Genomic DNA, 24173 nt, shown 5'->3' with positions numbered 1-24173 from the left:
AGGGCGTGGTCAACTCCGGGGCTGCGCTGCTAGGTTGATCTCCATGTACCTCCTCTTGGCATAGGGCACGCCCGCCCGCGTACGGTGCACGACCCCCTCGGTCGTGACCGGCGTGGCGCTTCGGCGTCCCCTTTTCCGCCTCGAGTCGAGGAATCCCCGTGTCTTCCACACCTGTGGCGCGGCCTTCGTATGCCGCCGTCCTCCGGATCCCCCATGCCCGCCGAACCTTCGCCGCCGCCCTGCTCGGCCGGCTGTCCTACGGTGTCGCCCCGCTGTCCGTGATGCTCTCGGTGACCCGGGCCTCCGGGTCGTACGCGGTGGCCGGCGTCGTCATGGCGCTGTTCTCCGGTACCAGCGTCTTCCTGTCGCCCGCGCGGGCGGCCCTGATCGACCGGCACGGGCCGCGCCGGGCGCTCGTGCCGATGGTGGCGGCCTACTCGGCGCTGCTCGTACTGGTCGCGGCGCTCGTGTGGCGGCCGGGCGCGGCCTCGCCGCTCGTCCTCGGCGTCGTCACCGCCTTCGCCGGTGCCTGCACTCCGCCGCTCGGGCCCACCATGCGTGCCGTGTGGGGGCGCCTCGCCCCGGACCGGGCGCTGATGCAGCGGGCCTACAGCCTCGACGCCGTCGCCGAGGAACTGCTCTTCGTCTCGGGGCCGCTGCTGGTGGGCGTGCTCGTCGGGTTCGCCCCGCCCGCGTTCGGCGTGCTCCTCGGGGCGGCGCTGATGGTGGTGGGGACGGCCGGGTTCGTGTCGTCGCCGGTGGTGCGCGCGGTGCCGGCCGGCAAGCGCGAGGCGGGGCCGGGCGCGGCCGGGCGGCGGGTGCTGCGCGGCCTCGGGCGGCCGGTGATCGCCGCCGCGGGCGTCGGTCTCGCCCTGGGCGTGCTCGATCTGCTGGTCGTCGCCTTCGCCGAGACGAGCGGCCACGGCGCGGGCAGCGCCGCCTGGGTGCTCGCCGCCCTGTCCGCCGGAAGCGCCGTCGGCGGGCTGCTCAACGGAGCCGTGGCATGGCGGTCCGCCGCCGGGACACGGCTGGCCGCGCAGGCCGCCGGACTGGGTCTTGCGCTGTGCGGAGCGGCACTGGCCCAGGGCCTCGGGACCCTCGCCGTGGCGGTCGCGGTCGCCGGGGTCTTCGTGTCCCCGCTGATCACCACCGCGTATCTCATCGCCGACGAGACCGCCGCGCCCGAGGCCCGGGTGCAGGCCGGCGCCTGGGTGAACACCGCCGTCAACGCGGGCGGTACGGCCGGTGCCGCGGCGGCCGGGGTGCTGGTCGGGTGGCTGCCCGCGGGCGTGTGCTTCGCGGTGACCGGGGGCCTGATGATGCTGACGGCACTGGCCGTGGCGCGGGGTGCGACGGGACGCGAGAAGGGGTACGGGATGTCCCGTACCCCTGAGGTCACGCGATGACGTGAGGTGAGGCGGCGTCAGTCGTCGAGGTCCTGGGTGACCTTGCCCGTTCCCAGGTCGACCTTCCACTCGCCCTTGGTGGTCTCCACGCTCCAGGCCGCGGGGCCGTCGTCGTCGAGGTCGACGTCGGTGACGGTGCCCTTGGCGGCAGCGGCCACGGCGGCTTCGCGGGCGTCGACGTCGGCGCCCTTCAGCGCGGCCAGGTCCTCGCGGGCGTCGTCGTCATCGTCGCGGTGGGCGCCGAGGACCTTGCCGTCGCTCGCGGAGACCCGGACGTCGTGCTCGGTGCCGTCGCCCTTGACGACGCTCACCTCCCACGCCCGGGAGCCGTCGTCGTCCAGGTCGGCGCCGACGGCGGTGCCCGGCGTGTGCTTCAGCGCCGCGGCGATGGCGTCGGCGGCGGTGACCTTCGCGCCGGTGGCGTCCGAGCGGACCTCGACGCTGTCGTCGTCCCGGTCGTCGTCCCTCTTGTCGTCCCGGTCGTCGGCGCGGTCCTCGGCGGAGTCGTCCGCGCTGTCGCCCCGGTCGTCGCTGATCCGGACGCTCGACTGCCGCTGCGTGGCAGCGCCGTCGTCGTCACCGGCGGCGGCGTAGGCCGCGACGGTGCCGCCCCCGATCAGGGCCGCTGCGGCGACGGTGGCGATGACGATGTTGCGCTTCATTCCGGTTCCTCCCGAGTCGTTGTCGTTTCGACACCGCTCAATCTGCCGAACCGACGCTGAGGGGAACCTGAAGGACCCTGAAGAGATCTTCAGCTTGGCTTTGCGAACCTTTACGCATGCGCCTGTTGATCGTGGAGGACGAGAAGCGGCTGGCCCTGTCGCTCGCCAAGGGACTGACGGCCGAGGGGTACGCCGTGGACGTCGTCCACGACGGCCGCGAGGGGCTGTACCGCGCCTCCGAGGGGTCGTACGACCTCGTGATCCTCGACATCATGCTGCCCGGCATGAACGGCTACCGCGTCTGCGCCGCCCTGCGCGCCGCCGGCCACGAGGTGCCGATCCTGATGCTCACCGCCAAGGACGGCGAGTACGACGAGGCGGAGGGCCTGGACACCGGAGCCGACGACTACCTCACCAAGCCGTTCTCGTACGTCGTCCTCGTGGCGCGGGTGAAGGCGCTGCTGCGGCGCGGGGGACAGGGCGCCGGGGCCTCGCCCGTGCACGTCCACGGCGACCTGAAGGTCGACACCGCCGCCCGCCGGGTCTTCCTCGGCGAGGCCGAGGTGACCCTCACCACGAAGGAGTTCGCGGTCCTGGAACAGCTCGTGACGCGGGCCGGCGAGGTGGTCTCCAAGGCCGGGATCCTGGAGCACGTCTGGGACTTCGCGTACGAGGGCGACCCCAACATCGTCGAGGTGTACATCAGCACCCTGCGGCGCAAGCTGCGCCCCGGGCTGATCCGGACGGTGCGCGGCGCCGGCTACCGGCTGGAGAAGGAACGATGAGAAGGATCTTCGGCTCGATCCGGTCCCGGGCCACGCTCGGCGCCACCCTCGTCGTCGCCGTGGCCCTGGTCGCGGCGGGGGCGGCGGTGCTGCTGTCGCTGCGGTCCAACCTGATGGATCAGGCGGGCAACGAGGCGCAGCGCACCGCGCAGAACGTCGTCGCCGAGCTCGCCGCAGGGAAGCCCTACGACCAGTTGGACCTGGACGACGAGAGCCCGGTCCAGGTGGTCGACGCCGATGGCACGCTGGTCGCGGCAAGCGACGAACTGGAGCGGATCAGCGGGACGGCCACCGACGCCGTCGAGCCGCAGCCGCGGTCGGGCGGTACGGGCACGGGGGCCGGCGACGACGATGACGACGCCGACGACGACTCCGGCCGCGGCGAGGCCGGTGAGATCGGCGAGGGGACCGAGTTCAGCGACGGCTCGGCGACCATCGACGGCGAGAGCGCCGACTACCGCTTCGCCGCGGTCCCCGTGGAGGCCGGCGACCGAGGGCGGCTGACGGTGTACGCCGGTGGTTCGCTGGACGCCGAGCAGAGTGCCGTGAACACCGCGCTCACCGTCATGCTGATCGGCTTCCCGCTGCTGCTCGGCGTCGTCGCCGGCGTCACCTGGCTGGTCACCCGGCGCGCCCTGCGTCCGGTCGAGGGCATCCGCGGCGAGATGGCGGCGATCACCGCGTCCGAGGACCTGGCGCGCCGGGTTCCGGTGCCGGGCACCCACGACGAGGTCGCCCGCCTCGCGCTGACCACGAACGAGACCCTGGCCGCCCTGCAGACGTCGGTGGAGCGCCAGCGCCGCTTCGTCGCCGACGCCTCGCACGAACTGCGCAGCCCGATCGCCTCCCTGCGCACCCAGCTGGAGGTCGGCGTCGCGCACCCCGAGCTGCTCGACCTCGACGGCGCGGTGGAGGACACCGTACGGCTCCAGGGTCTGGCCGCCGACCTGCTGCTGCTCGCCCGTCTGGACGCGGGGGAGCGGCCCGGTGACGCGCGGTTCGACCTCGGTGCACTGGCCCGTGAGCAGGCCGAGGGGCGGGCGGAGGTGACGGTCGAGGCGCGGTCCGCGCAGGTGGCCGGGTCGCGGGGGCAGGTGGGGAGGGTGCTCACCAACCTGCTGGACAATGCCGCGCGGCACGCGCGCTCGGCGGTCACCCTGACCGTGCGCCGGGAAGGGGAGTGGGTCGTGGCGGCGGTCGCCGACGACGGGGACGGGGTGGCCGAGGCCGACCGGGAGCGGATCTTCGAGCGGTTCGTCCGGCTCGACGAGGCCCGCAGCCGTGACGACGGCGGGGCCGGGCTGGGGCTTGCCATCGCCCGTGACGTGGCCGTACGGCACGGGGGCACGCTCACCGTGGGCCGGGCGCCGGCGGGCGGAGCCCTGTTCGAACTCCGCCTGCCGCAGGCTCAGTAGGCGCCGGGTTCGCCGGCGTCCGTGGGGGTCCGCCCGGGTTACGGACGTCCCCGCTGGCCGCGCAGGTGCTCCGCGATCGGCTTGAGGGCCTTGTCGAGCTCGGTCAGGGAGTCGGGGGAGAGCAGGTCGATGAAGTGCCGGCGGACGGACGCCACGTGGTGCGGCGCGACCTTCTGCATGGTCTCCATGCCGTGGTCGGTGAGGACCGCGTAGAGCCCGCGGCGGTCGGACTCGCAGTTCTCACGCCGGACCAGGTTCGCGTTCTCCATCCTGGTGATCTGGTGGGAGAGCCGGCTCTTGGACTGCAGGGTGGCGGAGGCGAGGTCGCTCATCCGCATCCGTACGTCGTCCGACTCGGAGAGGTTCACCAGGATCTCGTAGTCGTTCATTGTCAGGCCGAACGGCTGCAGGTCCTTCTCGAGCTGGTACGTCAACAGCCTGTTGACCTCCAGGTGGGTGCGCCAGGCGCACTGCTCCGCATCGGTCAGCCAGCGAGTGGCCGTCTCGGTCTCCATGAATGAAGTCTACCTAAGAAGTTGAAAGGCGAACTAGTGAGGGTTTTCATGTGGCACGACCGTGTGTGCACACGTTCGATGTCACACTCCGCAGACTACCGCTCACAGCCCGAAGCGACGCTGGAGGTCCCCCAGCTGTCCGGGAAGGCGCGGTACCCCGGCCGGTTGTGAAGGCCCTGTGTGCGACCCCCCGCCACCGGGCACTCCGGCGTCCGGCGGGACCGCCCCCGTGGCCTGCTCGGCCATGAGGGTCTCGGACGACTGGAGCAGGACGGTGCCGGCCCCCACGAACTCGAACTGATGCTCCTCCCCGGAGGCCCCGCCGAGGCCCGTCAGTGCACGTAGACCGCCCATTAGGCCGGTCATGTAGCCGTGGTCGTAGTGGTGGCACGGCGAGGGGCAGTCGGCCCAGCCGACGAGCGCCTGAGGATCCACCCGGATCGGGGGTTCCATGAACACCACCGGCCCGTTAGATGCAGCCACGAACTTTCCGGTTCCGATGAGTGTCAGAAAACCCGGCACGATCGATTGCTTGAGTGCAAGAGTTGGCTGAAAAGCGAGCAGGTTGCCCGAGCGAATGGTCAGGTTGCCGTCTTCGAGGTCGTACGAATTCACGTCGAAGGCCCGGTCGGCCAGCAGCATCTTCCCGGAGCCCTCCGCCACGACCCAGTCGCTCGCGTGCAGTGGCGAATGAAAGGACGTACGGACAAGTCGGTCGAGTCGGCCGTGCCCGACGCCGTTGAAGTCGATCGAGCCGTAGTAGGCGATCATCTTCCCCTTCTGCAGGAACCACTGGCTTCCCTTGAGTTCCACGCAGAAGGTGTAGGCGTTGACGTTGTCGTCGACGGGCAGCGAGGCCGGGTCGAGGACGGTGGGGCCGCCGGGGGTTCCGTAGGTGCTCACAGCTTCTCCTCCGACGCCTGCACGTAGACGGCACCGTTGCCGCTGAGCTCCAGCTGGAACGCCTCGCCGGAGCCGCGGCCCACCATGTCGCGCCAGCCGAGCGCGGTGGACAGCTTGTTGCGCACGTCGCCGTGGTGGGCGACGTAGGCCTGGGGGTCGACGTGGACCGGGCGCTGCGGGGTGATCGGGATCTCGAAGACGCCTCCGTGCGCCATGACCGCCACCGCTCCGTGCCCCTTGAGGGTGGTGGTGAACAGTCCCTGCCCGGAGACCTGGCCGCGCACCATGCCCATGACGCCGCCCTGTGAGCCGAGGAACATCGTGCCCTGGTGGAGGGTGCCCTCGAAGGCGAGGAGGCGGTCGGCCTCCACGCACAGGGTGTCGCCGGTGAGATGGATCACCTGGACGTGGTGGCCGCCGTGCCCGAAGAGCACGGTGCCGCTGCCCTCGACGGCCATCAGCGGGGTGTCCTCGTTCGCCACCCGACGCCCGATCATCGACATGATCCCGCCCTGGCCGCCCGCCATGTTGGGGGTGAAGGACACCTCGCCCTTGTAGGCGAGCATCGCGCCGCGCTGGCTGAACAGCTTCTGGCCGGGCATGACCGTCGCCTCGACCATCTTGGAGTTGATCTCGCGGAAGGCCATGTCACACGTCCCCCGCGATCGTGTTCCGCTCGCTCGGCTGTACGTACACAAGGCCGTCCCCCTCGAACCGGATCTGGAAGGCCTCGCCACCGCCCTCGCCCATGAGCGTGCGGAACGTCACACCGGACTGGAAGGACTGCCGCAGATTCCCCTGGTGGGCCACATAGGCCCCCGGGTCGACGGTCAGCGGGTACTGCGCGCTGACCCGCAGCACCACGGCCGGTCCGTCGGACATGAGCGCCGCCTGCCCGTGCCCCTCGACGGTGGTGGTGAACAGGCCGTTGCCCTGGGAGGCGCCGCGCAGCCCCGTGAAGGAGGTGCCGGTGCGCAGCCCCGCGTCGGTCGCGAGCAGGTTGCTCGACTCGACGTAGAGCTTGTCGCCCTGGAGGTTCACGAGGTTGATCTCGGAGGCGCGGTCCGCGAACCAGCACGTCCCGTGCCCCTTCACCTCCATCACCGTCATCTGCTCACCGGTCAGGCGCCGGGTCACCATGCCGCGCAGACCCTCACCGCCGCCGCTCATCTTCTTGAAGGCCATCTGCCCGTCGTACGCGACCATCGAGCCGTTCTTCGCCTTCACGGCGTCCCCGGTCATGTCGACGGCGAGAACCTTGCTGCCCTGGAGTCGGAACATCGCCACGCAGCGAAGGTAAACCGCGGGTGCCCGCCACCGACAGATCCCAAAGGTTGACTTTCACCCCTGACGGGACCCTTAGGTCCCGGCTCGGCGGGTTTCGTCCGTTCGCAGTCGGATGACGGCCGTCCCGCCGCGCAGGTCCACCGTCGACCTCGGCGGCGCCCCGTCCTCCTCGTCGTCCCGCATTACCAGGGCGCTGCGCCGCTCCTCCAGCTCGCTCTGCTTGCCGGGGGAGAACGAGGCGTGCAGCTGCTCGAAGCCGGTCGCGGAGATCTGGCCCTGCCTTGCGTGGTTGCGCCAGGGCAGCCGCCCGGCCCGGCCGGCCCGCATCAGCAGCTGATCGACGAAGGCCAGCACGGTGAGCAGCACCACGAGCCCCGGCAGGGTCATGAAGAAGAGGAACTGCACGTGGACTCCCCGGGTCGGTCCGCACCAGCGTCCCCCGTGCGGGGAGTCCTTGTCACCCTCCCGGACCCCGGGCCCGGAGCGCCCTTTCGGGTTTGCCACAATGGACGAGCGTTTGTGCTTGCGTTCACAAGCTGAGCCGGGCCGACCGACGTCTCTCCCAACCGACCCCACCGAAGGTGACCCGTGGACATCAAGACCGCCACCGCCCTCCGCCGCCTCCGCCTCGTCTCGGCCCCCGAGGCGGTGTCGTTCCTGCTCCTGCTCGTCTGCTCGGTGCTGAAGCGGACCACGGACTTCAACGCGGTGCCCGTGATGGGCATGGTCCACGGCGTGCTCTTCGTCCTGTACGTGGTCTTCTGGGCGGACGCCTGGAACCGCGCCAAGTGGCCGCTGAGGACCGCGGCCCTCTACTTCGTCCTCTCCGTCCTGCCGACCGGCGGCTTCTTCGCCGACCGCAGGCTCCGGCGTGAGGCCGAGGACGCGGTCATCGCCTCCCGCGCCCGCAAGGAAGGGGTCGTGGGCGCATGATCGTCGCGTTTTCCGTGACCCCGCTCGGCGTCGGCGAGGACGTGGGGGAGTACGTCGCCGACGCCGTCCGTGTGGTCCGGGAGTCGGGTCTGCCCAACCGCACCGACGCGATGTTCACCTCCATCGAGGGTGACTGGGACGAGGTCATGGACGTCGTCCGGCGTGCCGTCGCCGCCGTCGAGGCGCGGGCGCCGCGGGTGTCCCTGGTCCTGAAGGCGGACATCCGTCCCGGTGTGACGGACGGTCTCACCTCCAAGGTGGAGACGGTCGAGCGCCACCTCGCCGAGTAGGCGGGCGCGGGAGCCGCCCGGCGGCCCCGCGACCCGTGCCTGACACCAAGTCCCCGCCATGTGCGGGGACTTCGGCGTTTCCGGGGCCGGTCGGGAGCCGGCGTCCCGTGTCATCCGGCTGTGCTCGTGGACCCGCATCCCGGCCTGCCCGGCGGGCAGTTCCCTCAATTGGCCCGCGTGGCTCGCGGACCCAAAGGCCCTGACCCACGATGAAGGCTCAGGGCCGAAACCCACGTTCGCGCTGGTGGACAGGGACGGCCGCCACTTGCTCCCGCGAAGGAAGGGTCTGCCGGATGACCACTTCGCCCTACACGTCCCAGTCGGCGTTCGACGGCTCCAGGATGCGCGTCCTCCTGCTCGTCGACCTCCACGAGGGTGCCCAGCAACAGTTCCTGGACGCGTACGAGCAGATGCGTGACCGTGTCGCCTCCATTCCCGGTCACCTCGGTGACCAGGTGTGCCAGTCCGTGGAGAACCCCTCCCAGTGGGTCATCACGAGCGAATGGGAGACCGCCCCGCCGTACCTCGCCTGGGTGAACAGCGACGATCACCTGGAGACGGTCCGGCCGCTGCAGCGCTGCGTCAAGGAGCTGCGCTCGATGCGCTACGGCATCGTCCGCGAGACCGGCGTCGACCGGCCCCGCGCCGGCGCACTGCAGTCGGCGCCGCGCGAGGGCGACGGCGTGATCCGCCATGCACTGACCTTCACCGTCAAGCCCGGCTCCGAGTCCAAGGTCGCCGAGATCCTCGCCGGGTACGCGCCGCCGGAGTCCCGCGTCGACGCCGCCACGCGGCTGCGCCGCACCACCTTGTTCATGCACGGCAACCGGGTGGTGCGCACCGTCGAGGTGGAGGGCGACCTGACCGCGGCGCTGCGCCACGTCTCCCGCCAGCCCGAGGTGCGGGCCGTCGAGGAGGCCATCAACCCCTATCTGGAGCAGGACCGGGACCTGACCGATCCCGAGTCCGCACGGAACTTCTTCATCCGTGCCGCCATGCCGCCCGTCCACCACGTGGCGCGCGGCGGCCCGGAACCCGGCGACCTCAGGCGCGAGGCCCTGTACTACCCGGCCAAACAGGGCTGCGGGATGGCGCTGGCCCGGCTGCTCGCCCGGCAGGACGAGGCGGCCGCGGCCGACCCCGCGTCCCCCGTCCACCGCAGCACCGTCTTCCAGCGCGAGGACATCGTCGTCCGCCTCATCGACGTACAGGGCGACCCCGAGACCGATCCGGTGATGGCGCTCGGCATCCAAGGCCCCAGGAAGGCCGCCGTCCTGGCCCGTCTGCTGGACGGCGAGGCGCTCGGCGTCGCCGGACCGCTCACCGGTGCACGGGACGCCAACCGCCTCCTGTCGCACGCCGGCATGGCGCTGATCACCGACCGCTGGGCCGCGCAGTCCTGACGGCGCGGGGACCGACACCTCATCGAACGACCTGGAGACAAGACCATGGACAAGATGCGCCCGCGCGTCGTGGACCTCAACGAGATCGAGCCCAACCGCAAGCGCGGCGGCGACCTTCGCACCCTGCTCACCCCTGTCACGGTGGGTGCGACGAGCGGCTTCATGGGCCTGGCCATCATGCGGCCCGGCGAACGCATCAGCGAGCACTACCACCCGTACTCCGAGGAGTTCATCTACGTCGTCGAGGGCCGGCTTGAGGTCGACCTGGATGGCGAAACGTTTCCTCTCCGTGCCGACCAGGGCCTCATGATCCCCATCGACATGCGGCACCGCTTCCGCAACGTCGGTGACGAGGAAGCCCGGATGATCTTCCATCTGAGCCCGCTGGCGCCCAACCCGAAGCTCGGCCACGTGGACACCGAGGCCCCGGAGATCAGCGACGACGTCAAGCCCTACCCGCTCGTCCAGGCGGAGGGCGCGCAGCCGGAACGCCCAGGGGTGCTGTCATGACCCGGCGGCGCGTGGCGGTCACCGGCATAGGTGTGGTCGCCCCCGGCGGGATCGGGGTCCCGGCGTTCTGGGACCTCCTGTCCAACGGCCGTACGGCGACCCGCGGCATCACCCTGTTCGACCCCGAGGGCCTGCGCTCGCGGATAGCCGCCGAGTGCGACTTCGACCCGCTCGCGCACGGACTCGACGCGGACATCGGCGAACGTGCCGACCGGTACATACAGTTCGCCCTGGCCGCGGCCCAGGAGGCCGTGACCGACAGCGGTGTCGACTTCGCCGCGGAGGACCCCTGGCGCGTTGCCGTGTCCCTGGGCAGCGCGGTGGGCGGCACCACCCGCCTCGAGCACGACTACGTCCTGGTCAGCGCGGGCGGACAGCGCTGGGACGTCGACCATCGCGCCGCCGAGCCCCAGTTGCACCGGGCGTTCTCGCCCAGCACGCTGGCGGCCGACGTCGCCGAACGGTTCGGCGCCCAGGGCCCGGTGCAGACCGTGTCCACCGGCTGCACCTCCGGGCTCGACGCCGTGGGCTACGCCTTCCACACCATCGAGGAGGGCCGCGCCGACATCTGCCTCGCCGGGGCCTCGGACTCCCCGATCTCCCCGATCACCATGGCCTGCTTCGACGCCATCAAGGCCACGTCGCCCAACAACGACGACCCGGAGCACGCCTCCCGCCCCTTCGACGCCCACCGCGACGGCTTCGTGATGGGCGAGGGCGCGGCCGTCCTCGTACTGGAGGACCTGGAGCACGCACGCGCCCGCGGCGCGCACGTCTACTGCGAGATCAGCGGCTACGCCACCTTCGGCAACGCCTACCACATGACCGGTCTGACCAGTGAGGGCCTGGAGATGGCGAGGGCCATCGACGAGGCGCTCGACCACGCGCGAGTGAACCCGACGGAGATCGACTACGTCAACGCGCACGGCTCCGGCACCCGCCAGAACGACCGGCACGAGACCGCGGCGGTGAAGAAGTCCCTGGGCTCGCACGCCTACGAGACGCCCATGAGCTCCATCAAGTCCATGGTGGGCCACTCGCTCGGCGCGATCGGCGCGATCGAGGTCGTGGCCTGTGTCCTCGCGCTGGCCCGGCAGGTGGTCCCGCCGACGGCCAACTACGAGACCCCGGACCCCGAGTGCGACCTGGACTACGTCCCGCGCACCGCACGCTCCCGCCGGCTCGACAACGTGCTCTCCGTGGGCAGCGGCTTCGGCGGGTTCCAGTCCGCGGTGCTCCTGACGGGGCAGAGTGGGAGGAGTCGACGATGAGTGGTCCACGCGCCCGGCGGACAGCCGTCACGGGCATCGGCGTGGTCGCCCCGAACGGCCTGCACGCCGACACGTACTGGAAGAACGTCAAGGAGGGCGCGAGCGTCCTGGACCGGGTCACCCGGGAGGGCTGCGAGCACCTGCCGCTCCGCGTCGCCGGCGAGGTACGGGGATTCGACCCGACGGCGCTGATCGAGGAGACCTTCCTCGTCCAGACCGACAAGTTCACCCACTTCGCGCTCGCGGCCGCCGACGCCGCCCTGAAGGACGCGGGGCTCTCCCAGGACGCCTGGGCCGACGCCCCGTACTCCGTCGGTGTCGTCACCGCGGCCGGGTCCGGCGGCGGCGAGTTCGGTCAGCGCGAACTCCAGAAGCTGTGGGGCCAGGGCTCCCGGTTCGTCGGGCCGTACCAGTCCATCGCCTGGTTCTACGCGGCCAGCACCGGCCAGATCTCCATCCGCAAGGGTTTCAAGGGCCCCTGTGGTGTGGTGGCCAGCGACGAGGCGGGCGGCCTGGACGCCGTCGCGCACGCCGCCCGGTTCGTCGCCCGTGGCACGGACGCGGTCGTCGTCGGCGCCGCCGAGGCCCCGCTCGCCCCGTACTCGGGGGTCTGCCAGCTCGGCTACCGCGAGCTCAGCACCGTCGAGGACCCGGCCCGCGCCTACCGCCCCTTCACCTCGGCGGCCTGCGGCTTCGTACCCGCCGAGGGCGGTGCCGTGCTGGTCGTGGAGGACCTGGAGCGGGCCCGGCGCCGGGACACGACGGTCCGCGCCACCGTCGCCGGACACGCCGCCACCTTCACCGGCGCCTCGCGCTGGGACCGGTCGCGGGAGGGGCTCGCGCACGCCATCCGCGGTGCCCTCGACGAGGCCGGCTGCGCCCCGGAGGAGATCGACGTGGTCTTCGCCGACGCGCTCGGCGTCCCCGAGGCCGACCGCGCCGAGGCGCTCGCCCTCGCCGACGCCCTCGGCCCGCACGGCACCCGCGTGCCGGTCACGGCCCCCAAGGCCGGCATCGGGCGGTCGTACTGCGGCGCGCCCCTGCTGGACATCGTGGCCGCGGTGCAGGCCATGGAGCACGGGCAGATCCCGCCGACGCCGGGTGTCTTCGACATCTGTCACGACATCGACCTGGTGACCGCCACGGCACGCCCGGCCGAGCTGCGCACGGCCCTCGTCCTCAGCCGGGGACTCATGGGCTCCAACGCGGCACTGGTCCTTCGCCGGGGCCCGGCGCAGGACGCCTAGAAAGACAAGGAGAACCCTCATGACCACCGAAGTGAACCAAGTGACCTTCGCAGATCTGGCCGCGCTGATGAAGAAGGGCGCCGGCGTGACCGTCGACCCGAAGGAGCTGGAGAGCCGGGCGGACGCCCCCTTCGGCGAGTTCGGACTGGACTCGCTCGGCCTCCTCGGCATCGTCGGCGAGCTGGAGAACCGGCACGGGCGGGCGCTGCCCACCGACGCCGAGCGCTGCAAGAGCCCCCGCGCCTTCCTCGACCTCGTCAACGGCGCCCTCACGACAGGAGCCTGAAGTGCCCGGACACACCGAGAACGAGATCACCATCGCCGCCCCCTTCGACCTCGTCTGGGACATGACGAACGACCTGGACCGCTGGCCGCAGCTGTTCAGCGAGTACGCCTCCTGCGAGGTGCTGTCCCGCGAGGGCGACACGGTGACCTTCCGACTGACCATGCACCCCGACGAGAACGGCAAGGTCTGGAGCTGGGTCTCGGAACGGACCGCCGACCGCGAGAAGCGCATCGTGCGGGCCCGCCGCGTCGAGACCGGCCCCTTCGCCTTCATGGACATCGTCTGGGAGTACGAGGAGACGCCGGCCGGCACCCGGATGCACTGGACGCAGGACTTCGCGATGAAGCCCGAGGCGCCGGTCGACGACGCCGGGATGACGGACATCATCAACCGCAACTCGCCCATCCAGCTGGCCCTCATCCGCGACCGTGTGGAGGCGGCATGCACCACGGCCTGATCGTCGCCAGGATGTCCCCGCACTCGGCCAAGGACATCGCCGGTGTCTTCGCGGACTCCGACAGCGGCGAACTCCCGCACCTCGTCGGCGTGCGGCAGCGCTCCCTGTTCCAGTTCGGCGATGTGTACATGCACTTCATCGAGTCCGACCAGGACCCGGGACCGGCGATCGCCAAGGTGGCGGGGCACCCCGAGTTCGTCGGCATCAGCAAGCGGCTCGAACCCTTCGTCAGCCCGTACGACCCGGAGACCTGGCGGAGCCCGAAGGACGCGATGGCCCGGTGCTTCTACCACTGGGAGAAGCACTGACCGAACGCCAGGAGGCCGCCGCCCGGAACCCGGGCGGCGGCCTCCTTCGTACGTCCGGCGAGCTACCGCCGCGCGAGCGACGGCATCAGGCGCAGCGCGTTCTCCCGGTTGATGCCCTGGAGCAGCTCCTCCGACAGACAGGCGTCGCCGTCCAGGGCGGGCACCACGCTGTCGACGATGACGTGCGAGGGCGTGGGCGGCCAGTCCGTGCCGAACAGGATGCGGTCCGGGTCGACCGTCGCCAGCAGGGTGGGCGTGGCCGAGGGGGACATGGGGCCCGCCGTGTCGAAGTAGAACCGGTGCAGATGGTCCCGGACCCGGCCGGGCTCGATCGGGGGAGTGATCCGCCCGCCGAACAGGTCGAGCCGGGTGGCCATGTAGGGGAGGAAGCCCCCGCCGTGCGGAAGGATGAAGCTCAGGTTCGGATAGCGGTCCAGGGTGCCGTTGCGGATGAGGTTGATGGCCGCGCGCGTCGTGTCCAGCAGGAAGTCGCACACGAAGGGCGGCATCCCCGGCAGCCCCGCGGCGCCGTCCTTGCCGGCCGGTACGTCCATGGGGTGCGTGCTGATGACCGCGTGCCGCTCGTTCAGCTCCTGGAGCAGCCGGTCGTGCGACTCGTCGCCGAGGAAGACGCCGTCCATGCTGGTGCGGGTGCTCACTCCGATGGCGCCGAGCTCGTCGAGGCCGTGCCGCACGCTCCACGACGACAGCTCCAGGTCGTCGAGGAAGACGGGCGTGAAGAAGGCGAACCGGCCGGGGTGGGCCTCGACGACGTCGGCCGCCGCCCCCAGGGCGACCCGGGCGCTCTCCTGGCGCTCGGCGCGCTCCCGCAGCCGGCCCAGCATCGCGACGGTCATGACGGAGGTGCCGATCCCCGTCTTGTCCATGACCTCCAGTGCCGCGTTCACGTCCCAGCGGGTCCACCAGGGCAGCTTGTCGCGGCTGACCGCACCTCGTGCCTCCGCCCAGTCCAGCCAGGCCGGGGCGGTGAAGTGATGGTGGACGTCGATGCGTCCGGCAAGGCTCATAACAACGTCCTCGGGGTGGGGTGTCGATAGGGAAGGGAAGACTTCAGGGGCGCCCGGTTCAGTCCCGGCAGAGCACGCCCTGCATCACGTTCGTCAGCACGCGGTCGGCGTCCGGCATCGCCGCGTCCGCCCGCCAGGCGACGAAGCCGTCGGGGCGCATCAGCACGGCACCGTCCTCGGACGTGCCGTGCAGCTCCGCCCAGTCGGCGTCCGGTTCGGGGACCAGGTCGTGATCGGGGCCGGTTCCCACCAGGTACGCCTCGATGGGGACGCCCAGGTTCGCGGAGGCCCGCTCCACGGCGGTCCGCCACTTCTGCCCGCCGGAGCCGGCGAGCAGCACGAAGGAGCGCTCGTACAGATCGAGCGTGGAGATCCTGGTGCCGCCTCGCATGACCCACATGTGGGGCGCGCGGCTTCCCGGCTCGCCGCCGAGCTGGAAGGCGTCGGGGACGATCGGCCGCTCCGGCTGGGCACCGACCACGGCGGTGGACGCGTACCGGTAGCACAGGGCGACCGTCATCAGGTCCCCCGGATCGTCGTTGCGTCCGGCGCCGGGGGAGAAGCCCGGGTGCTGCTCGTCGGCCGCCTGCACGCACGCGCGCGTGCCGGTCGCGAGGGCGACGGGCCGGCGTTCGAGCTCGTAGGTGTCGAGCAGGGACGTGCAGGCCCAGCCGTGCAGCACCGCGGCGAGCTTCCAGGCGAGGTTGTGACCGTCCTGGATACCGGTGTTCGAGCCGAACGCCCCGGTGGGCGGCATCTCGTGGGCCGAGTCGCCGGCCAGGAAGACCCGGCCCTCGCCGTAGCTGTCGGCGACCCGCTTGGAGGCGTGCCAGGGTGCCTTGCCGGTGATCTCGACGTCGATGTCGGGGACGCCGACGGCGGCCCGGATGTGTGCCGCGAGCCGTTCGTCGGTGAAGTCCTCCAGCTCCTCGCGCCGGTCGGGGCGCCAGGGCACGTGGATCACCCAGCGTTCCTCGTTGTCCACCGGCAGCAGGGCGCCCTCGCCCTCGGGGTCGGTGACGTAGCAGACGACGAATCGTTTCTTTCCGACGTGGTCCTTCAGGGCCCGGCTGCGGAACGTGACGCTGACGTTGTGGAACAGCTCGCCCGGCCCCGACTGGCCGATGCCCAGGTGACCCCGGATGGGGCTGCGGGGTCCGTCGGCGGCCACCAGGTACTGGGCGTTCACCGTGTACGTCTCACCGGTGTCGCGGTTCCTGATCCGGGCCTCGACGCCGTCCCCGTGCTCGGCGAAGGAGAGCAGCTCCGAGTGGAAGCGGATGTCGGCACCCTGCTCGCGGGTGTAGTCGAGGAGCACCGGTTCGAGATCGTTCTGGCTGCACAGGCACCAGTCCGAGGAACTCACCCGGGAGATGTCCATGCCGCCGGAGATGTCCCCGATGATCCACCGGCGTTGCTCCCCGGCGAGGGTGTTCACCTGGAGGATGCCGTCGTTGCCGGAGAGGACGCGGGCCGCGTCCCGGATGCGTGACTCCAGACCGGCGGTCCGGTAGATCTCCATGGTGCGCACGTTGTTGCCGCGGCCACGTGGGTGCGTCGATGTCGCGGCATGGCGTTCCACGAGCATGTGCTCGATACCGAGGCGGCCCAGGAAAACCGAAGTGGAAAGACCCACCAGGGATCCGCCGACGATGAGAACTGGTACAGATTCCGCTTGGTGTCCGCTCACGAGGTCGATGTTTACCAAGTCGGGCTGCCACATATACGTGTTGCGGCGAGCCGACCCATATGGCGCAGCGCCGTTTGCGGCGCGGTACGGCCCGGGAAACGGTGGCTCTGACCGACCGTAAATTCACGCCGACCCGGGGACCAGTCATGACGCAAGCGTTCGCATCCGAGGAATCCGAGGCACTGTCGCCCGAAGAGGCCGCGGCAGCGGCCTCGTCGTGCAGCCGGGAGTTCCGCGCCAACCCGCACCCCGTCTACGCCGCGCTGCGCGAGAGCGCGCCCGTGTGCCCGCTGTCGCCGCCGCACGGGGTGCAGACGTACCTGATCACGCGTTATGACGACGCCCGTGCCGCGCTCGCCGACCCCCGGCTGAGCAAGGACATGTACGGCGCCATCGACGCCTACCACCGCATCTTCGGTGACTCGTCGATCGCGCTGGACGACAACATGCTCTTCTCGGACCCGCCGAAGCACACCAGGCTCCGCCGGATCGTCGGCAACACCTTCACCCCGAAGCGGGTGGAATCGCTGCGGACCCGCGTCCAGCAGATCACCGACGAACTGCTCGACCGGTGCCCGACGACCGGGCCGGTGAATCTCCTCCCGGAATTCTGTTTCCCGCTTCCGCTCCAGGTGATCTGTGAACTCCTGGGCGTCCCGGAGAACGAGCGGAAACAGGCGCAGGAATGGTCCGCCACCGTCGCACAGACCGGATTCGGTCCGGAGGCGCGCGCGAAACTGGAGATCGCCGAGGGAAATCTCCGCGACTATCTGGTGGACCTGTGTGCGCGCAAGCGCAGCGAGCCGGACGGCGGTCTGCTCAGCGCGCTGGTCACCGCTCAGGACCAGGAGGGCTCGCTCACCGACCACGAACTCGTCTCGACGGCGTGGGTGCTGCTCTTCGCGGGCCACAAGTCGACGGCGTACCAGATCGGGAACGCGGTCCACCACCTGCTCAGCCGGCCGGACCAGAAGGAACTGGCCCTGCGGGACGCGAGCGCGATGAACGCGGCGATCGAGGAGATCTTCCGGTTCGAGACCTCGGTCGAGAACTCCACGTTCCGGCACGCCAAGGAAGACGTCGTCATCCGGGACACGCTCATCCCCAAGGGCGCGCTCGTGCAGATCTCGATCACCGGGGCCAACCGCGACCCGGAGATGTTCACCGCCCCGAACGAGCTGGACGTCCGGCGCCCGAACGTCCAGGCCACGCACCTCGCCTTCGGCTACGGCCCGCACTACTGCGTCGGCGCGCCCCTGGCCCGGCTGGAGATGCAGATCGCCCTCGGCACGCTCTTCGCCCGGCACCCCCGGATGGCCCTCGTCGGCGCCCCCGAGGACGCGCGCTGGATGACCGTGCCGTTCCCCGCCTTCCGCGGACTGGCGGAGCTGCCCGTCGTCCTCGACCCGTCATGACCGCGCCGGCCTCGGCCCCGGCGCGGGTACGGGTGATCCGGCTGCTGCGCGTGCGCGACGGGATGGAGGCGGAGTTCGTACGGTCGTACCAGGACGTGCGTGCGGGGGCGGAGCGGTTCCCCGGGCACCTCGGCGAACAGCTGTGCCGTTCCCTGGACGACCCGGCCCAGTGGCTGCTCACCAGCGAGTGGGCCGACCTCGACGCCATCGGCCGCTGGCGTACGGCCGATGCCCACCGGAATCTGGTCGAGCCGATGAACGCCTGCCTGCACGACGACCGCTGGACCGGCGTCTTCCAGGTGAAGGAGATGGCCCCGCAGTGAACAACGGCACCGGGCGGTGCCGATACCGACCGAAAGGCGAGACAGGGCTGACCAGCATGTGACCGGCCGGTAAGGTCGGTCGCGTGCCGAAGCCGCTCAGCCTTCCCTTCGATCCCATCGCCCGCGCCGACGAGCTCTGGAAGCAGCGCTGGGGGAACGTGCCCTCCATGGCCGCCATCACGTCGATCATGCGCGCCCAGCAGATCCTGCTCGCCGAGGTCGACGCGGTGGTCAAGCCCTACGGCCTGACGTTCGCGCGGTACGAGGCGCTGGTGCTGCTCAACTTCTCCAAGGCCGGCGAGCTGCCGATGTCCAAGATCGGCGAGCGGCTCATGGTGCACCCCACGTCCGTGACGAACACCGTGGACCGGCTGGTGAAGTCGGGCCTGGTGGACAAGCGGCCCAACCCCAACGACGGGCGCGGCACGCTCGCCTCGATCACCGCCAAGGGCCGCGAGGTGGTCGAGGCGGCCACCCGCGACCTGATGGCGATGGACTTCGGGCTCGGGGCGTACGACGCCGAGGAGTGCGCGGAGATCTTCGCGATGCTGCGCCCCCTCAGGGTCTCGGCGCACGACTTCGAGGAGAGCTGACCCGGGGCAAGATCTCCCGGAACCGGTGGTTACGCTCTTCCCCATGAAGAAGAGCGTCCTGACCCGCTACCGGGTGATGGCCTACGTCACCGCCGTCATGCTGCTCGTGCTGTGCACCTGCATGGTGTTCAAGTACGGCTTCGACATGGGCGAGGACGTCACCTTCGCCGTCTCCCAGGTGCACGGCTTCCTCTACATCATCTACCTGGTCTTCGCCTTCGACCTCGGTTCCAAGGCGAAGTGGTCGTTCGGCAAGCTGCTGTGGGTGCTGCTCTCCGGGACCATCCCGCTGGCCGCCTTCTTCGTCGAGCGCAAAGTCACACACGACGTGGAACCCCTGATCGGGGAGCCCGCCCCGGCCGTCGCCAAGGCCTGACCGCACCGCCGTACGCACGCGTACGGCGGTCCCCCATCGACATTTACTTGGACGTCCTAGTAAATTCGTAGGTATGGACGCTGACGCCATCGAGGAGGGCCGCCGCCGCTGGCAGGCCCGGTACGACGCCGCGCGCAAGCGCGACGGTGACTTCACCACGCTCTCCGGGGACCCCGTGGAGCCGGTGTACGGGCCCCGACCGGGTGACGAGTACGAGGGCTTCGAGCGGATCGGATGGCCCGGGGAGTACCCCTATACCCGCGGGCTGTATCCGACCGGCTACCGAGGGCGGACGTGGACCATCCGGCAGTTCGCCGGGTTCGGGAACGCCGAGCAGACCAACGAGCGCTACAAGATGATCCTCGGCAACGGCGGAGGCGGTCTCTCGGTCGCCTTCGACATGCCGACGCTCATGGGCCGCGACTCCGACGACCGGCGCTCGCTCGGCGAGGTCGGTCACTGCGGCGTCGCCATCGACTCGGCCGCCGACATGGAGGTCCTGTTCAAGGACATCCCGCTGGGCGATGTGACGACGTCCATGACCATCAGCGGACCGGCCGTGCCCGTCTTCTGCATGTACCTGGTGGCGGCGGAGCGCCAGGGCGTCGACCCGGGCGTCCTCAACGGCACGCTCCAGACCGACATCTTCAAGGAGTACATCGCCCAGAAGGAGTGGCTCTTCCAGCCCGAGCCGCACCTCCGTCTCATCGGCGACCTCATGGAGCACTGCGCGGCCGGCATCCCCGCCTACAAGCCGCTCTCCGTCTCCGGCTACCACATCCGCGAGGCCGGGGCGACGGCAGCGCAGGAGCTGGCGTACACGCTGGCGGACGGATTCGGGTACGTCGAGCTGGGCCTCTCCCGCGGCCTCGACGTGGATGTCTTCGCCCCCGGCCTGTCCTTCTTCTTCGACGCGCACGTCGACTTCTTCGAGGAGATCGCCAAGTTCCGCGCCGCCCGCCGCATCTGGGCGCGCTGGATGCGCGACGTGTACGGGGCGAAGAGCGACAAGGCCCAGTGGCTGCGCTTCCACACCCAGACCGCCGGCGTCTCGCTGACCGCGCAGCAGCCGTACAACAACGTGGTGCGTACGGCCGTGGAGGCACTCGCGGCCGTGCTCGGCGGGACGAACTCGCTGCACACCAACGCCCTCGACGAGACCCTCGCGCTGCCCTCCGAGCAGGCCGCCGAGATCGCCCTGCGCACCCAGCAGGTCCTCATGGAGGAGACCGGCGTCGCCAACGTGGCCGACCCGCTGGGCGGTTCCTGGTACGTCGAGCAGCTCACCGACCGGATCGAGGCCGACGCCGAGAAGATCTTCGAGCAGATAAAGGAGCGCGGGCTGCGCGCCCACCCCGACGGGCAGCACCCCATCGGGCCGATCACCTCCGGCATCCTGCGCGGGATCGAGGACGGCTGGTTCACCGGCGAGATCGCCGAGTCCGCCTTCCAGTACCAGCGGTCCCTGGAGAAGGGCGACAAGCGGGTCGTCGGCGTCAACGTCCACCACGGTTCGGTCACCGGTGACCTGGAGATCCTCCGCGTCAGCCACGAGGTGGAGCGCGAGCAGGTCCGGGTGCTGGCCACGCGCAAGGCGGCCCGCGACGACGCCGCGGTGCGCACCGCGCTGGACGCCATGCTGACCGCCGCCCGCAGCGGCGCCAACATGATCGAGCCGATGCTGGAGGCCGTGCGCGCCGAGGCGACCCTGGGCGAGATCTGCGACGTGCTGCGCGACGAGTGGGGGGTGTACACCGAGCCGGCGGGCTTCTGACGCGCGCCGAGGGGAGGGCGGTCCGGCCGCCCTCCCGTCCCGGTTCTTCTCAGTCCCCGGCCGACTCCGCGGCGGCGGCTCCCGTGAGCCCCAGCAGCAGTACCTGGGTGAAGCCGCGCACCCACTCCTCGTCCGCCGGGTGACTGCTCACCAGCGTGCGGTGCACCACCGCGCCCGCGACCATGTCGAAGATGAGGTCGACCGTGCGCGCGGTCTCCGAGGGGTCCGTCTCCGGCGGCAGTTCGCCCCGGCACTGGGCCCGGGCCCGCCCCTCCACCACCAGCCGCTTCTGACGGTCGACGATGGACGCGCGGATGCGTTCGCGCAGCGCGTCGTCCCGGGTCGACTCCGCGACCACCGCCATCAGGCCACTTTTTGCCTCCGGCCGGGCCAGGATCGCCGCGAACTGGAGCACCACGCCCTCGATGTCCGCGGCGAGGCTGCCCAGGTCGGGCAGGCGCAGCTCGTCGAAGAGCTCGGCGACGGCGTCCACCACCAGCTCGTTCTTCCCCGACCAGCGGCGATACAGGGTCGTCTTCGCAACCCCCGCGCGCGTGGCCACGTCTCCGAGGGTGAGCTTGGACCAGCCCAGCTCGACCAGCGCCTGACGCGTCGCCGCCAGGATCGCGGCGTCAGCGGCGGCGCTGCGCGGGCGTCCCGGACGGGCGGCGGCGGTGCGGCTCTGCATCCCATGACCATAACCGGGCGGTTCGTGTGCGGTCGTGAGGGAGATCACGGGAAGGTGGTGTTCCGCGGGGGCCCGATGCCATTACGCTACGACTCGTAGCGAAAGCGACGACCACAGGCGTGGGGTGGGGACCCGGCGCCGAACAGCACCTGCCGGGCCCGGCTTTCAGACCGCTTTTCACAGTGCGCGCCGAACGGGGGAGGATAGACGCATGCAGCCACGGAACATGTCCATGAGCGGAGTCGTCGACCTCGCCGCGGTGAAGGCGGCCCAGGAGGCCAAGGCGAAGGCGGAGCAGGCGCGGGCCCAGACCGCGCAGCAGGGCGGGGCCGGTGCCGTGTCGCCCGCCGACCTCGTCATCGATGTGGATGAGGCGGGCTTCGAGCGCGAGGTACTCCAGCGCTCCGCCGAGGTGCCCGTCGTCATCGACTTCTGGGCCGAGTGGTGCGAGCCCTGCAAGCAGCTGAGCCCGCTCCTCGAGCGACTCACCGTCGAGTACAACGGCCGCCTCCTCCTCGCCAAGATCGACGTCGACGCCAACCAGATGCTGATGCAGCAGTTCGGCGTGCAGGGGATCCCCGCCGTGTTCGCGGTCGTCGCCGGACAGGCGCTGCCCCTCTTCCAGGGCGCCGCGAGCGAGGCCCAGATCCGCGAGACGCTCGACCAGCTCGTCGCCGTAGCCGAGCAGCGCTTCGGCCTGACCGGCCTCACGGTCGACCCGGACGCCGAGCCGGGCGGCGCCCAGAGCGCCCCCGCCGCGCCGGCCGGTCCCTACGACGCCCTCCTCGAAGCCGCGGTACAGGCACTGGACGCGGGCGACTTGGCCGGTGCCGTCCAGGCGTACAAGAGCGTTCTGAGCCAGGACCCGGTGAACTCGGAGGCGAAACTCGGTCTCGCCCAGGCCGAGTTGCTCCAGCGCGTGCAGGGCGCCGACCCGCAGCAGGTGCGCAAGGAGGCCGCCGATCGGCCCACCGACGCCCGGGCGCAGATCGCCGCCGCCGACCTGGATCTGGTGGGCGGTCACGTCGAGGACGCGTTCGGCCGGCTCATCGAGACCGTGCAGCGCACGGTGGGTGACGACCGGGACACCGTACGGCTCCGGCTCCTGGAGCTCTTCGAGGTCGTGGGCGGTGACGACCCCCGGGTCGCGGCCGCTCGCAGGGCGTTGGCGCGTGCGCTGTTCTGAGGGTTCCGTGAGCGGGGCGGGAGCCCCGTTCTGACCAGTCACTAAACGCACGGGCCCGTGTTGCGCGAGTGAAAGATTTGTCGACAGAGCATCAGAGCGGCCGCGCTTTACCAAATCTTGGTAATCGCGGCCGCAGTTACTGCGGGTAAGTCGCAGCCGTCGTTCTGTCGGTTTCTGTCTGGTGATTCCTGGATTTGTCCGGTCACTTGAAGCCACCCTGTGTCGTCGGTCGAGACCGGCGGGTCGTTGTTCGGTTATCCGGCCGTTACTACCGAGTAACGAAGCCCCTTGTGCGGGCGGCGAGAATGCACCACGATCGGCCACGCTCGGTCCGTTCCCGTCCCCCGACAGCCGGTTGGGTCGCGGGAGTTCCTGGGTCCCCACCGAGCAGAGTCGGCGGCAGTGGCGCCGGCTCTTGGACAGGGGGGTCTTCGCCCACCCGGCGAAGCCTGTCCGGCAAGGTTGTGCGTGATGCGTGTCAGGCGCGACCAGTGGTTGTCGCTCGGGGGTGATCGCCGGTAGTTCGGGCGCAGTTCGCGCCACCGATCGCAGGCGCTCTCCTTCCCGAGGACGTAGCACTTCTCCCATCCCTGACCGGCTGAGCCGACAGTGGCAGCCAATGTCAGGAGATGTACGTCCGAGAAGGAGGAAATATGGAGTCCCAGGTGCGTGGCGGGACCAGATGGAAGCGGTTCGCTGTGGTCATGGTGCCCAGCGTCGCCGCCACGGCTGCGATAGGTGTCGCCCTCGCGCAGGGCGCTCTCGCTGCTTCGTTCAGTGTCTCCGGCCAGTCGTTCAAGGTCACGACCGACAAGCTGGTCGGTACGGGCTTCTCGCAGTACGGCGCTCTTGACGAGGGCTACACGCTCTCCGGCAAGAAGACGGTTCACCCCGTCGCCGTCTCGGGTTTCAAGTCCGCGACCATCAGCAACATGTGCCAGTCCGTGGTCACGCCCGACATCCCGATCCTCGGGAACGTCAGCCTGATCCTGCGGGCCGGTGAAGACCCGAACAAGCCGGTCGAGGCCAAGAACCTCTACATCGACGTCGCCGACCTCGAGGCCGACGCGACGTTCGAGAACATCGACATCGGTGTTGCCGCCAAGGACGCCAACAAGGGTCCGGGCATGAAGGGTGGCGGCGAGCAGGCCAACCCCTTCGGGTTCGCGCAGCAGGCCGACAAGGCCACGCTGTCCGGCGTGAAGCAGACGGCGTGGGCGACCACCGCCGGAACCTTCAAGCTCAGCGGTCTGAAGATGTCGCTGTCGACGGGTGTCAAGGAGTGCTACTAAGCACTCTCTGACGGGCGGGGGAGCCGATGGCGCCCCCGCCCGTCCACTCTCCGCCCGCTTTCTTCACAAGTGGCCACAAGGTCGCGACACATCACCGCATCACCATCGCACCACCACCACAGCAATGCCG

General features: G+C 70.5%; 28 protein-coding genes. 19 read left to right on the top strand and 9 right to left on the bottom strand.

The features are described 5' to 3' along the window. The first annotated feature begins 158 nt into the window (after nt 1-158). The gene (locus tag CP983_RS13740; protein ID WP_150499761.1) at nt 159-1406 is read left to right on the top strand and encodes an MFS transporter; all 1248 of its coding nucleotides are present in this window, start codon (nt 159-161) and stop codon (nt 1404-1406) included. Nucleotides 1407-1423: 17 nt separating this feature from the next. Here the strand turns inward: CP983_RS13740 and CP983_RS13735 are convergent, their stop codons facing one another. Continuing rightward, on the bottom strand, nt 1424-2068 hold the full coding sequence (locus CP983_RS13735; protein WP_150499760.1) for a PepSY domain-containing protein: 645 nt from the start codon (nt 2066-2068) through the stop codon (nt 1424-1426). 116 nt (nt 2069-2184) lie between these two features. Between CP983_RS13735 and CP983_RS13730 the strand changes: the two genes are divergently transcribed. Both CP983_RS13730 and CP983_RS13725 read left to right on the top strand, forming a co-directional pair. Next, on the top strand, nt 2185-2853 hold the full coding sequence (locus CP983_RS13730) for a response regulator transcription factor (protein ID WP_030950107.1): 669 nt from the start codon (nt 2185-2187) through the stop codon (nt 2851-2853). Then, entirely contained in the window at nt 2850-4268 is a 1419-nt protein-coding gene (locus CP983_RS13725) for a sensor histidine kinase (protein ID WP_150499759.1), read from the top strand. Before CP983_RS13730 ends, CP983_RS13725 begins: the two co-directional genes overlap by 4 nt. A gap of 38 nt (nt 4269-4306) precedes the next feature. Here the strand turns inward: CP983_RS13725 and CP983_RS13720 are convergent, their stop codons facing one another. The 5 genes from CP983_RS13720 to CP983_RS13700 all read right to left on the bottom strand — a co-directional run bounded on the left by CP983_RS13720 (nt 4307) and on the right by CP983_RS13700 (nt 7378). Continuing rightward, nucleotides 4307-4783: a MarR family winged helix-turn-helix transcriptional regulator gene (locus tag CP983_RS13720; RefSeq protein WP_107902725.1), complete on the bottom strand. Its 477-nt coding sequence runs from the start codon at nt 4781-4783 to the stop codon at nt 4307-4309. Between the two features lie 102 nt (nt 4784-4885). After that, nucleotides 4886-5686, bottom strand: coding sequence for an AIM24 family protein (locus tag CP983_RS13715; RefSeq protein ID WP_107902723.1), 801 nt, complete (start codon nt 5684-5686; stop codon nt 4886-4888). Next, nucleotides 5683-6333: an AIM24 family protein gene (locus CP983_RS13710; protein ID WP_150499758.1), complete on the bottom strand. Its 651-nt coding sequence runs from the start codon at nt 6331-6333 to the stop codon at nt 5683-5685. Before CP983_RS13710 ends, CP983_RS13715 begins: the two co-directional genes overlap by 4 nt. Nucleotide 6334: 1 nt before the next feature. Continuing rightward, nucleotides 6335-6967, bottom strand: a complete 633-nt coding sequence (locus tag CP983_RS13705; protein ID WP_030950116.1) for an AIM24 family protein — start codon at nt 6965-6967, stop codon at nt 6335-6337. Nucleotides 6968-7045: 78 nt separating this feature from the next. Further along, entirely contained in the window at nt 7046-7378 is a 333-nt protein-coding gene (locus CP983_RS13700) for a DUF6191 domain-containing protein (RefSeq protein ID WP_107902718.1), read from the bottom strand. Between the two features lie 183 nt (nt 7379-7561). On the opposite strand from CP983_RS13700, the gene CP983_RS13695 reads away from it, so the two are divergent. The 9 genes from CP983_RS13695 to CP983_RS13655 all read left to right on the top strand — a co-directional run bounded on the left by CP983_RS13695 (nt 7562) and on the right by CP983_RS13655 (nt 13678). After that, complete coding sequence (locus CP983_RS13695; protein WP_150499757.1) at nt 7562-7906, top strand: DUF3817 domain-containing protein; 345 nt, start codon at nt 7562-7564, stop codon at nt 7904-7906. Next, on the top strand, nt 7903-8196 hold the full coding sequence (locus CP983_RS13690) for an MTH1187 family thiamine-binding protein (protein ID WP_125524876.1): 294 nt from the start codon (nt 7903-7905) through the stop codon (nt 8194-8196). The genes CP983_RS13695 and CP983_RS13690 overlap by 4 nt, the downstream gene beginning before the upstream one ends. Before the next feature lie 293 nt (nt 8197-8489). Next, nucleotides 8490-9599 (top strand): SchA/CurD-like domain-containing protein, encoded by a 1110-nt coding sequence (locus CP983_RS13685; RefSeq protein ID WP_150499756.1) that lies wholly within the window; start codon nt 8490-8492, stop codon nt 9597-9599. 45 nt (nt 9600-9644) lie between these two features. Further along, nucleotides 9645-10109, top strand: a complete 465-nt coding sequence (locus CP983_RS13680; RefSeq protein ID WP_107902711.1) for a cupin domain-containing protein — start codon at nt 9645-9647, stop codon at nt 10107-10109. Beyond that, nucleotides 10106-11380, top strand: a complete 1275-nt coding sequence (locus CP983_RS13675; RefSeq protein WP_107902708.1) for a beta-ketoacyl-[acyl-carrier-protein] synthase family protein — start codon at nt 10106-10108, stop codon at nt 11378-11380. The genes CP983_RS13680 and CP983_RS13675 overlap by 4 nt, the downstream gene beginning before the upstream one ends. Beyond that, on the top strand, nt 11377-12627 hold the full coding sequence (locus CP983_RS13670) for a ketosynthase chain-length factor (protein WP_150499755.1): 1251 nt from the start codon (nt 11377-11379) through the stop codon (nt 12625-12627). The genes CP983_RS13675 and CP983_RS13670 overlap by 4 nt, the downstream gene beginning before the upstream one ends. A gap of 19 nt (nt 12628-12646) precedes the next feature. Continuing rightward, nucleotides 12647-12913 (top strand): acyl carrier protein, encoded by a 267-nt coding sequence (locus CP983_RS13665; RefSeq protein ID WP_107902706.1) that lies wholly within the window; start codon nt 12647-12649, stop codon nt 12911-12913. 1 nt (nt 12914) lies between these two features. Further along, a complete protein-coding gene (locus tag CP983_RS13660; RefSeq protein ID WP_107902704.1) occupies nt 12915-13370 on the top strand; it encodes an SRPBCC family protein in 456 nt (151 codons plus the stop codon). Further along, nucleotides 13355-13678, top strand: coding sequence for a TcmI family type II polyketide cyclase (locus tag CP983_RS13655; RefSeq protein WP_030950667.1), 324 nt, complete (start codon nt 13355-13357; stop codon nt 13676-13678). The genes CP983_RS13660 and CP983_RS13655 overlap by 16 nt, the downstream gene beginning before the upstream one ends. A gap of 62 nt (nt 13679-13740) precedes the next feature. Here CP983_RS13655 and CP983_RS13650 read toward each other — a convergent pair whose 3' ends face one another. Both CP983_RS13650 and CP983_RS13645 read right to left on the bottom strand, forming a co-directional pair. After that, nucleotides 13741-14706: an amidohydrolase family protein gene (locus CP983_RS13650; RefSeq protein WP_107902702.1), complete on the bottom strand. Its 966-nt coding sequence runs from the start codon at nt 14704-14706 to the stop codon at nt 13741-13743. A gap of 58 nt (nt 14707-14764) precedes the next feature. Continuing rightward, on the bottom strand, nt 14765-16429 hold the full coding sequence (locus CP983_RS13645) for an FAD-dependent oxidoreductase (protein WP_150499754.1): 1665 nt from the start codon (nt 16427-16429) through the stop codon (nt 14765-14767). Nucleotides 16430-16542: 113 nt separating this feature from the next. Between CP983_RS13645 and CP983_RS13640 the strand changes: the two genes are divergently transcribed. The 5 genes from CP983_RS13640 (at nt 16543) to icmA (ending at nt 20877) form a co-directional block, all read left to right on the top strand. Beyond that, nucleotides 16543-17811: a cytochrome P450 family protein gene (locus CP983_RS13640; RefSeq protein WP_107902698.1), complete on the top strand. Its 1269-nt coding sequence runs from the start codon at nt 16543-16545 to the stop codon at nt 17809-17811. After that, entirely contained in the window at nt 17808-18134 is a 327-nt protein-coding gene (locus tag CP983_RS13635; RefSeq protein WP_150499753.1) for an antibiotic biosynthesis monooxygenase family protein, read from the top strand. The genes CP983_RS13640 and CP983_RS13635 overlap by 4 nt, the downstream gene beginning before the upstream one ends. Nucleotides 18135-18217: 83 nt before the next feature. Then, nucleotides 18218-18727, top strand: a complete 510-nt coding sequence (locus CP983_RS13630) for a MarR family winged helix-turn-helix transcriptional regulator (RefSeq protein ID WP_107902694.1) — start codon at nt 18218-18220, stop codon at nt 18725-18727. 43 nt (nt 18728-18770) lie between these two features. Next, nucleotides 18771-19103, top strand: a complete 333-nt coding sequence (locus tag CP983_RS13625) for a DUF3817 domain-containing protein (protein ID WP_107902692.1) — start codon at nt 18771-18773, stop codon at nt 19101-19103. Nucleotides 19104-19176: 73 nt separating this feature from the next. Further along, entirely contained in the window at nt 19177-20877 is a 1701-nt protein-coding gene (gene icmA, locus CP983_RS13620; protein ID WP_107902689.1) for a coenzyme B12-dependent isobutyryl-CoA mutase large subunit, read from the top strand. 49 nt (nt 20878-20926) lie between these two features. On the opposite strand, the gene CP983_RS13615 is transcribed toward icmA, so the two are convergent. Beyond that, nucleotides 20927-21565, bottom strand: coding sequence for a TetR/AcrR family transcriptional regulator (locus tag CP983_RS13615; protein WP_107902687.1), 639 nt, complete (start codon nt 21563-21565; stop codon nt 20927-20929). A gap of 211 nt (nt 21566-21776) precedes the next feature. On the opposite strand from CP983_RS13615, the gene CP983_RS13610 reads away from it, so the two are divergent. Further along, nucleotides 21777-22751, top strand: coding sequence for a tetratricopeptide repeat protein (locus CP983_RS13610; RefSeq protein ID WP_125524883.1), 975 nt, complete (start codon nt 21777-21779; stop codon nt 22749-22751). A gap of 653 nt (nt 22752-23404) precedes the next feature. Then, on the top strand, nt 23405-24043 hold the full coding sequence (locus CP983_RS13600; RefSeq protein WP_107902683.1) for a DUF6230 family protein: 639 nt from the start codon (nt 23405-23407) through the stop codon (nt 24041-24043). Nucleotides 24044-24173: the final 130 nt, after the last annotated feature.

Origin of the sequence: Streptomyces chartreusis, assembly GCF_008704715.1 — a bacterium.
In the GTDB taxonomy this organism is placed as follows: Bacteria; Actinomycetota; Actinomycetes; order Streptomycetales; family Streptomycetaceae; genus Streptomyces; species Streptomyces chartreusis.
This window is presented reverse-complemented; position numbering and strand designations above follow the sequence as displayed.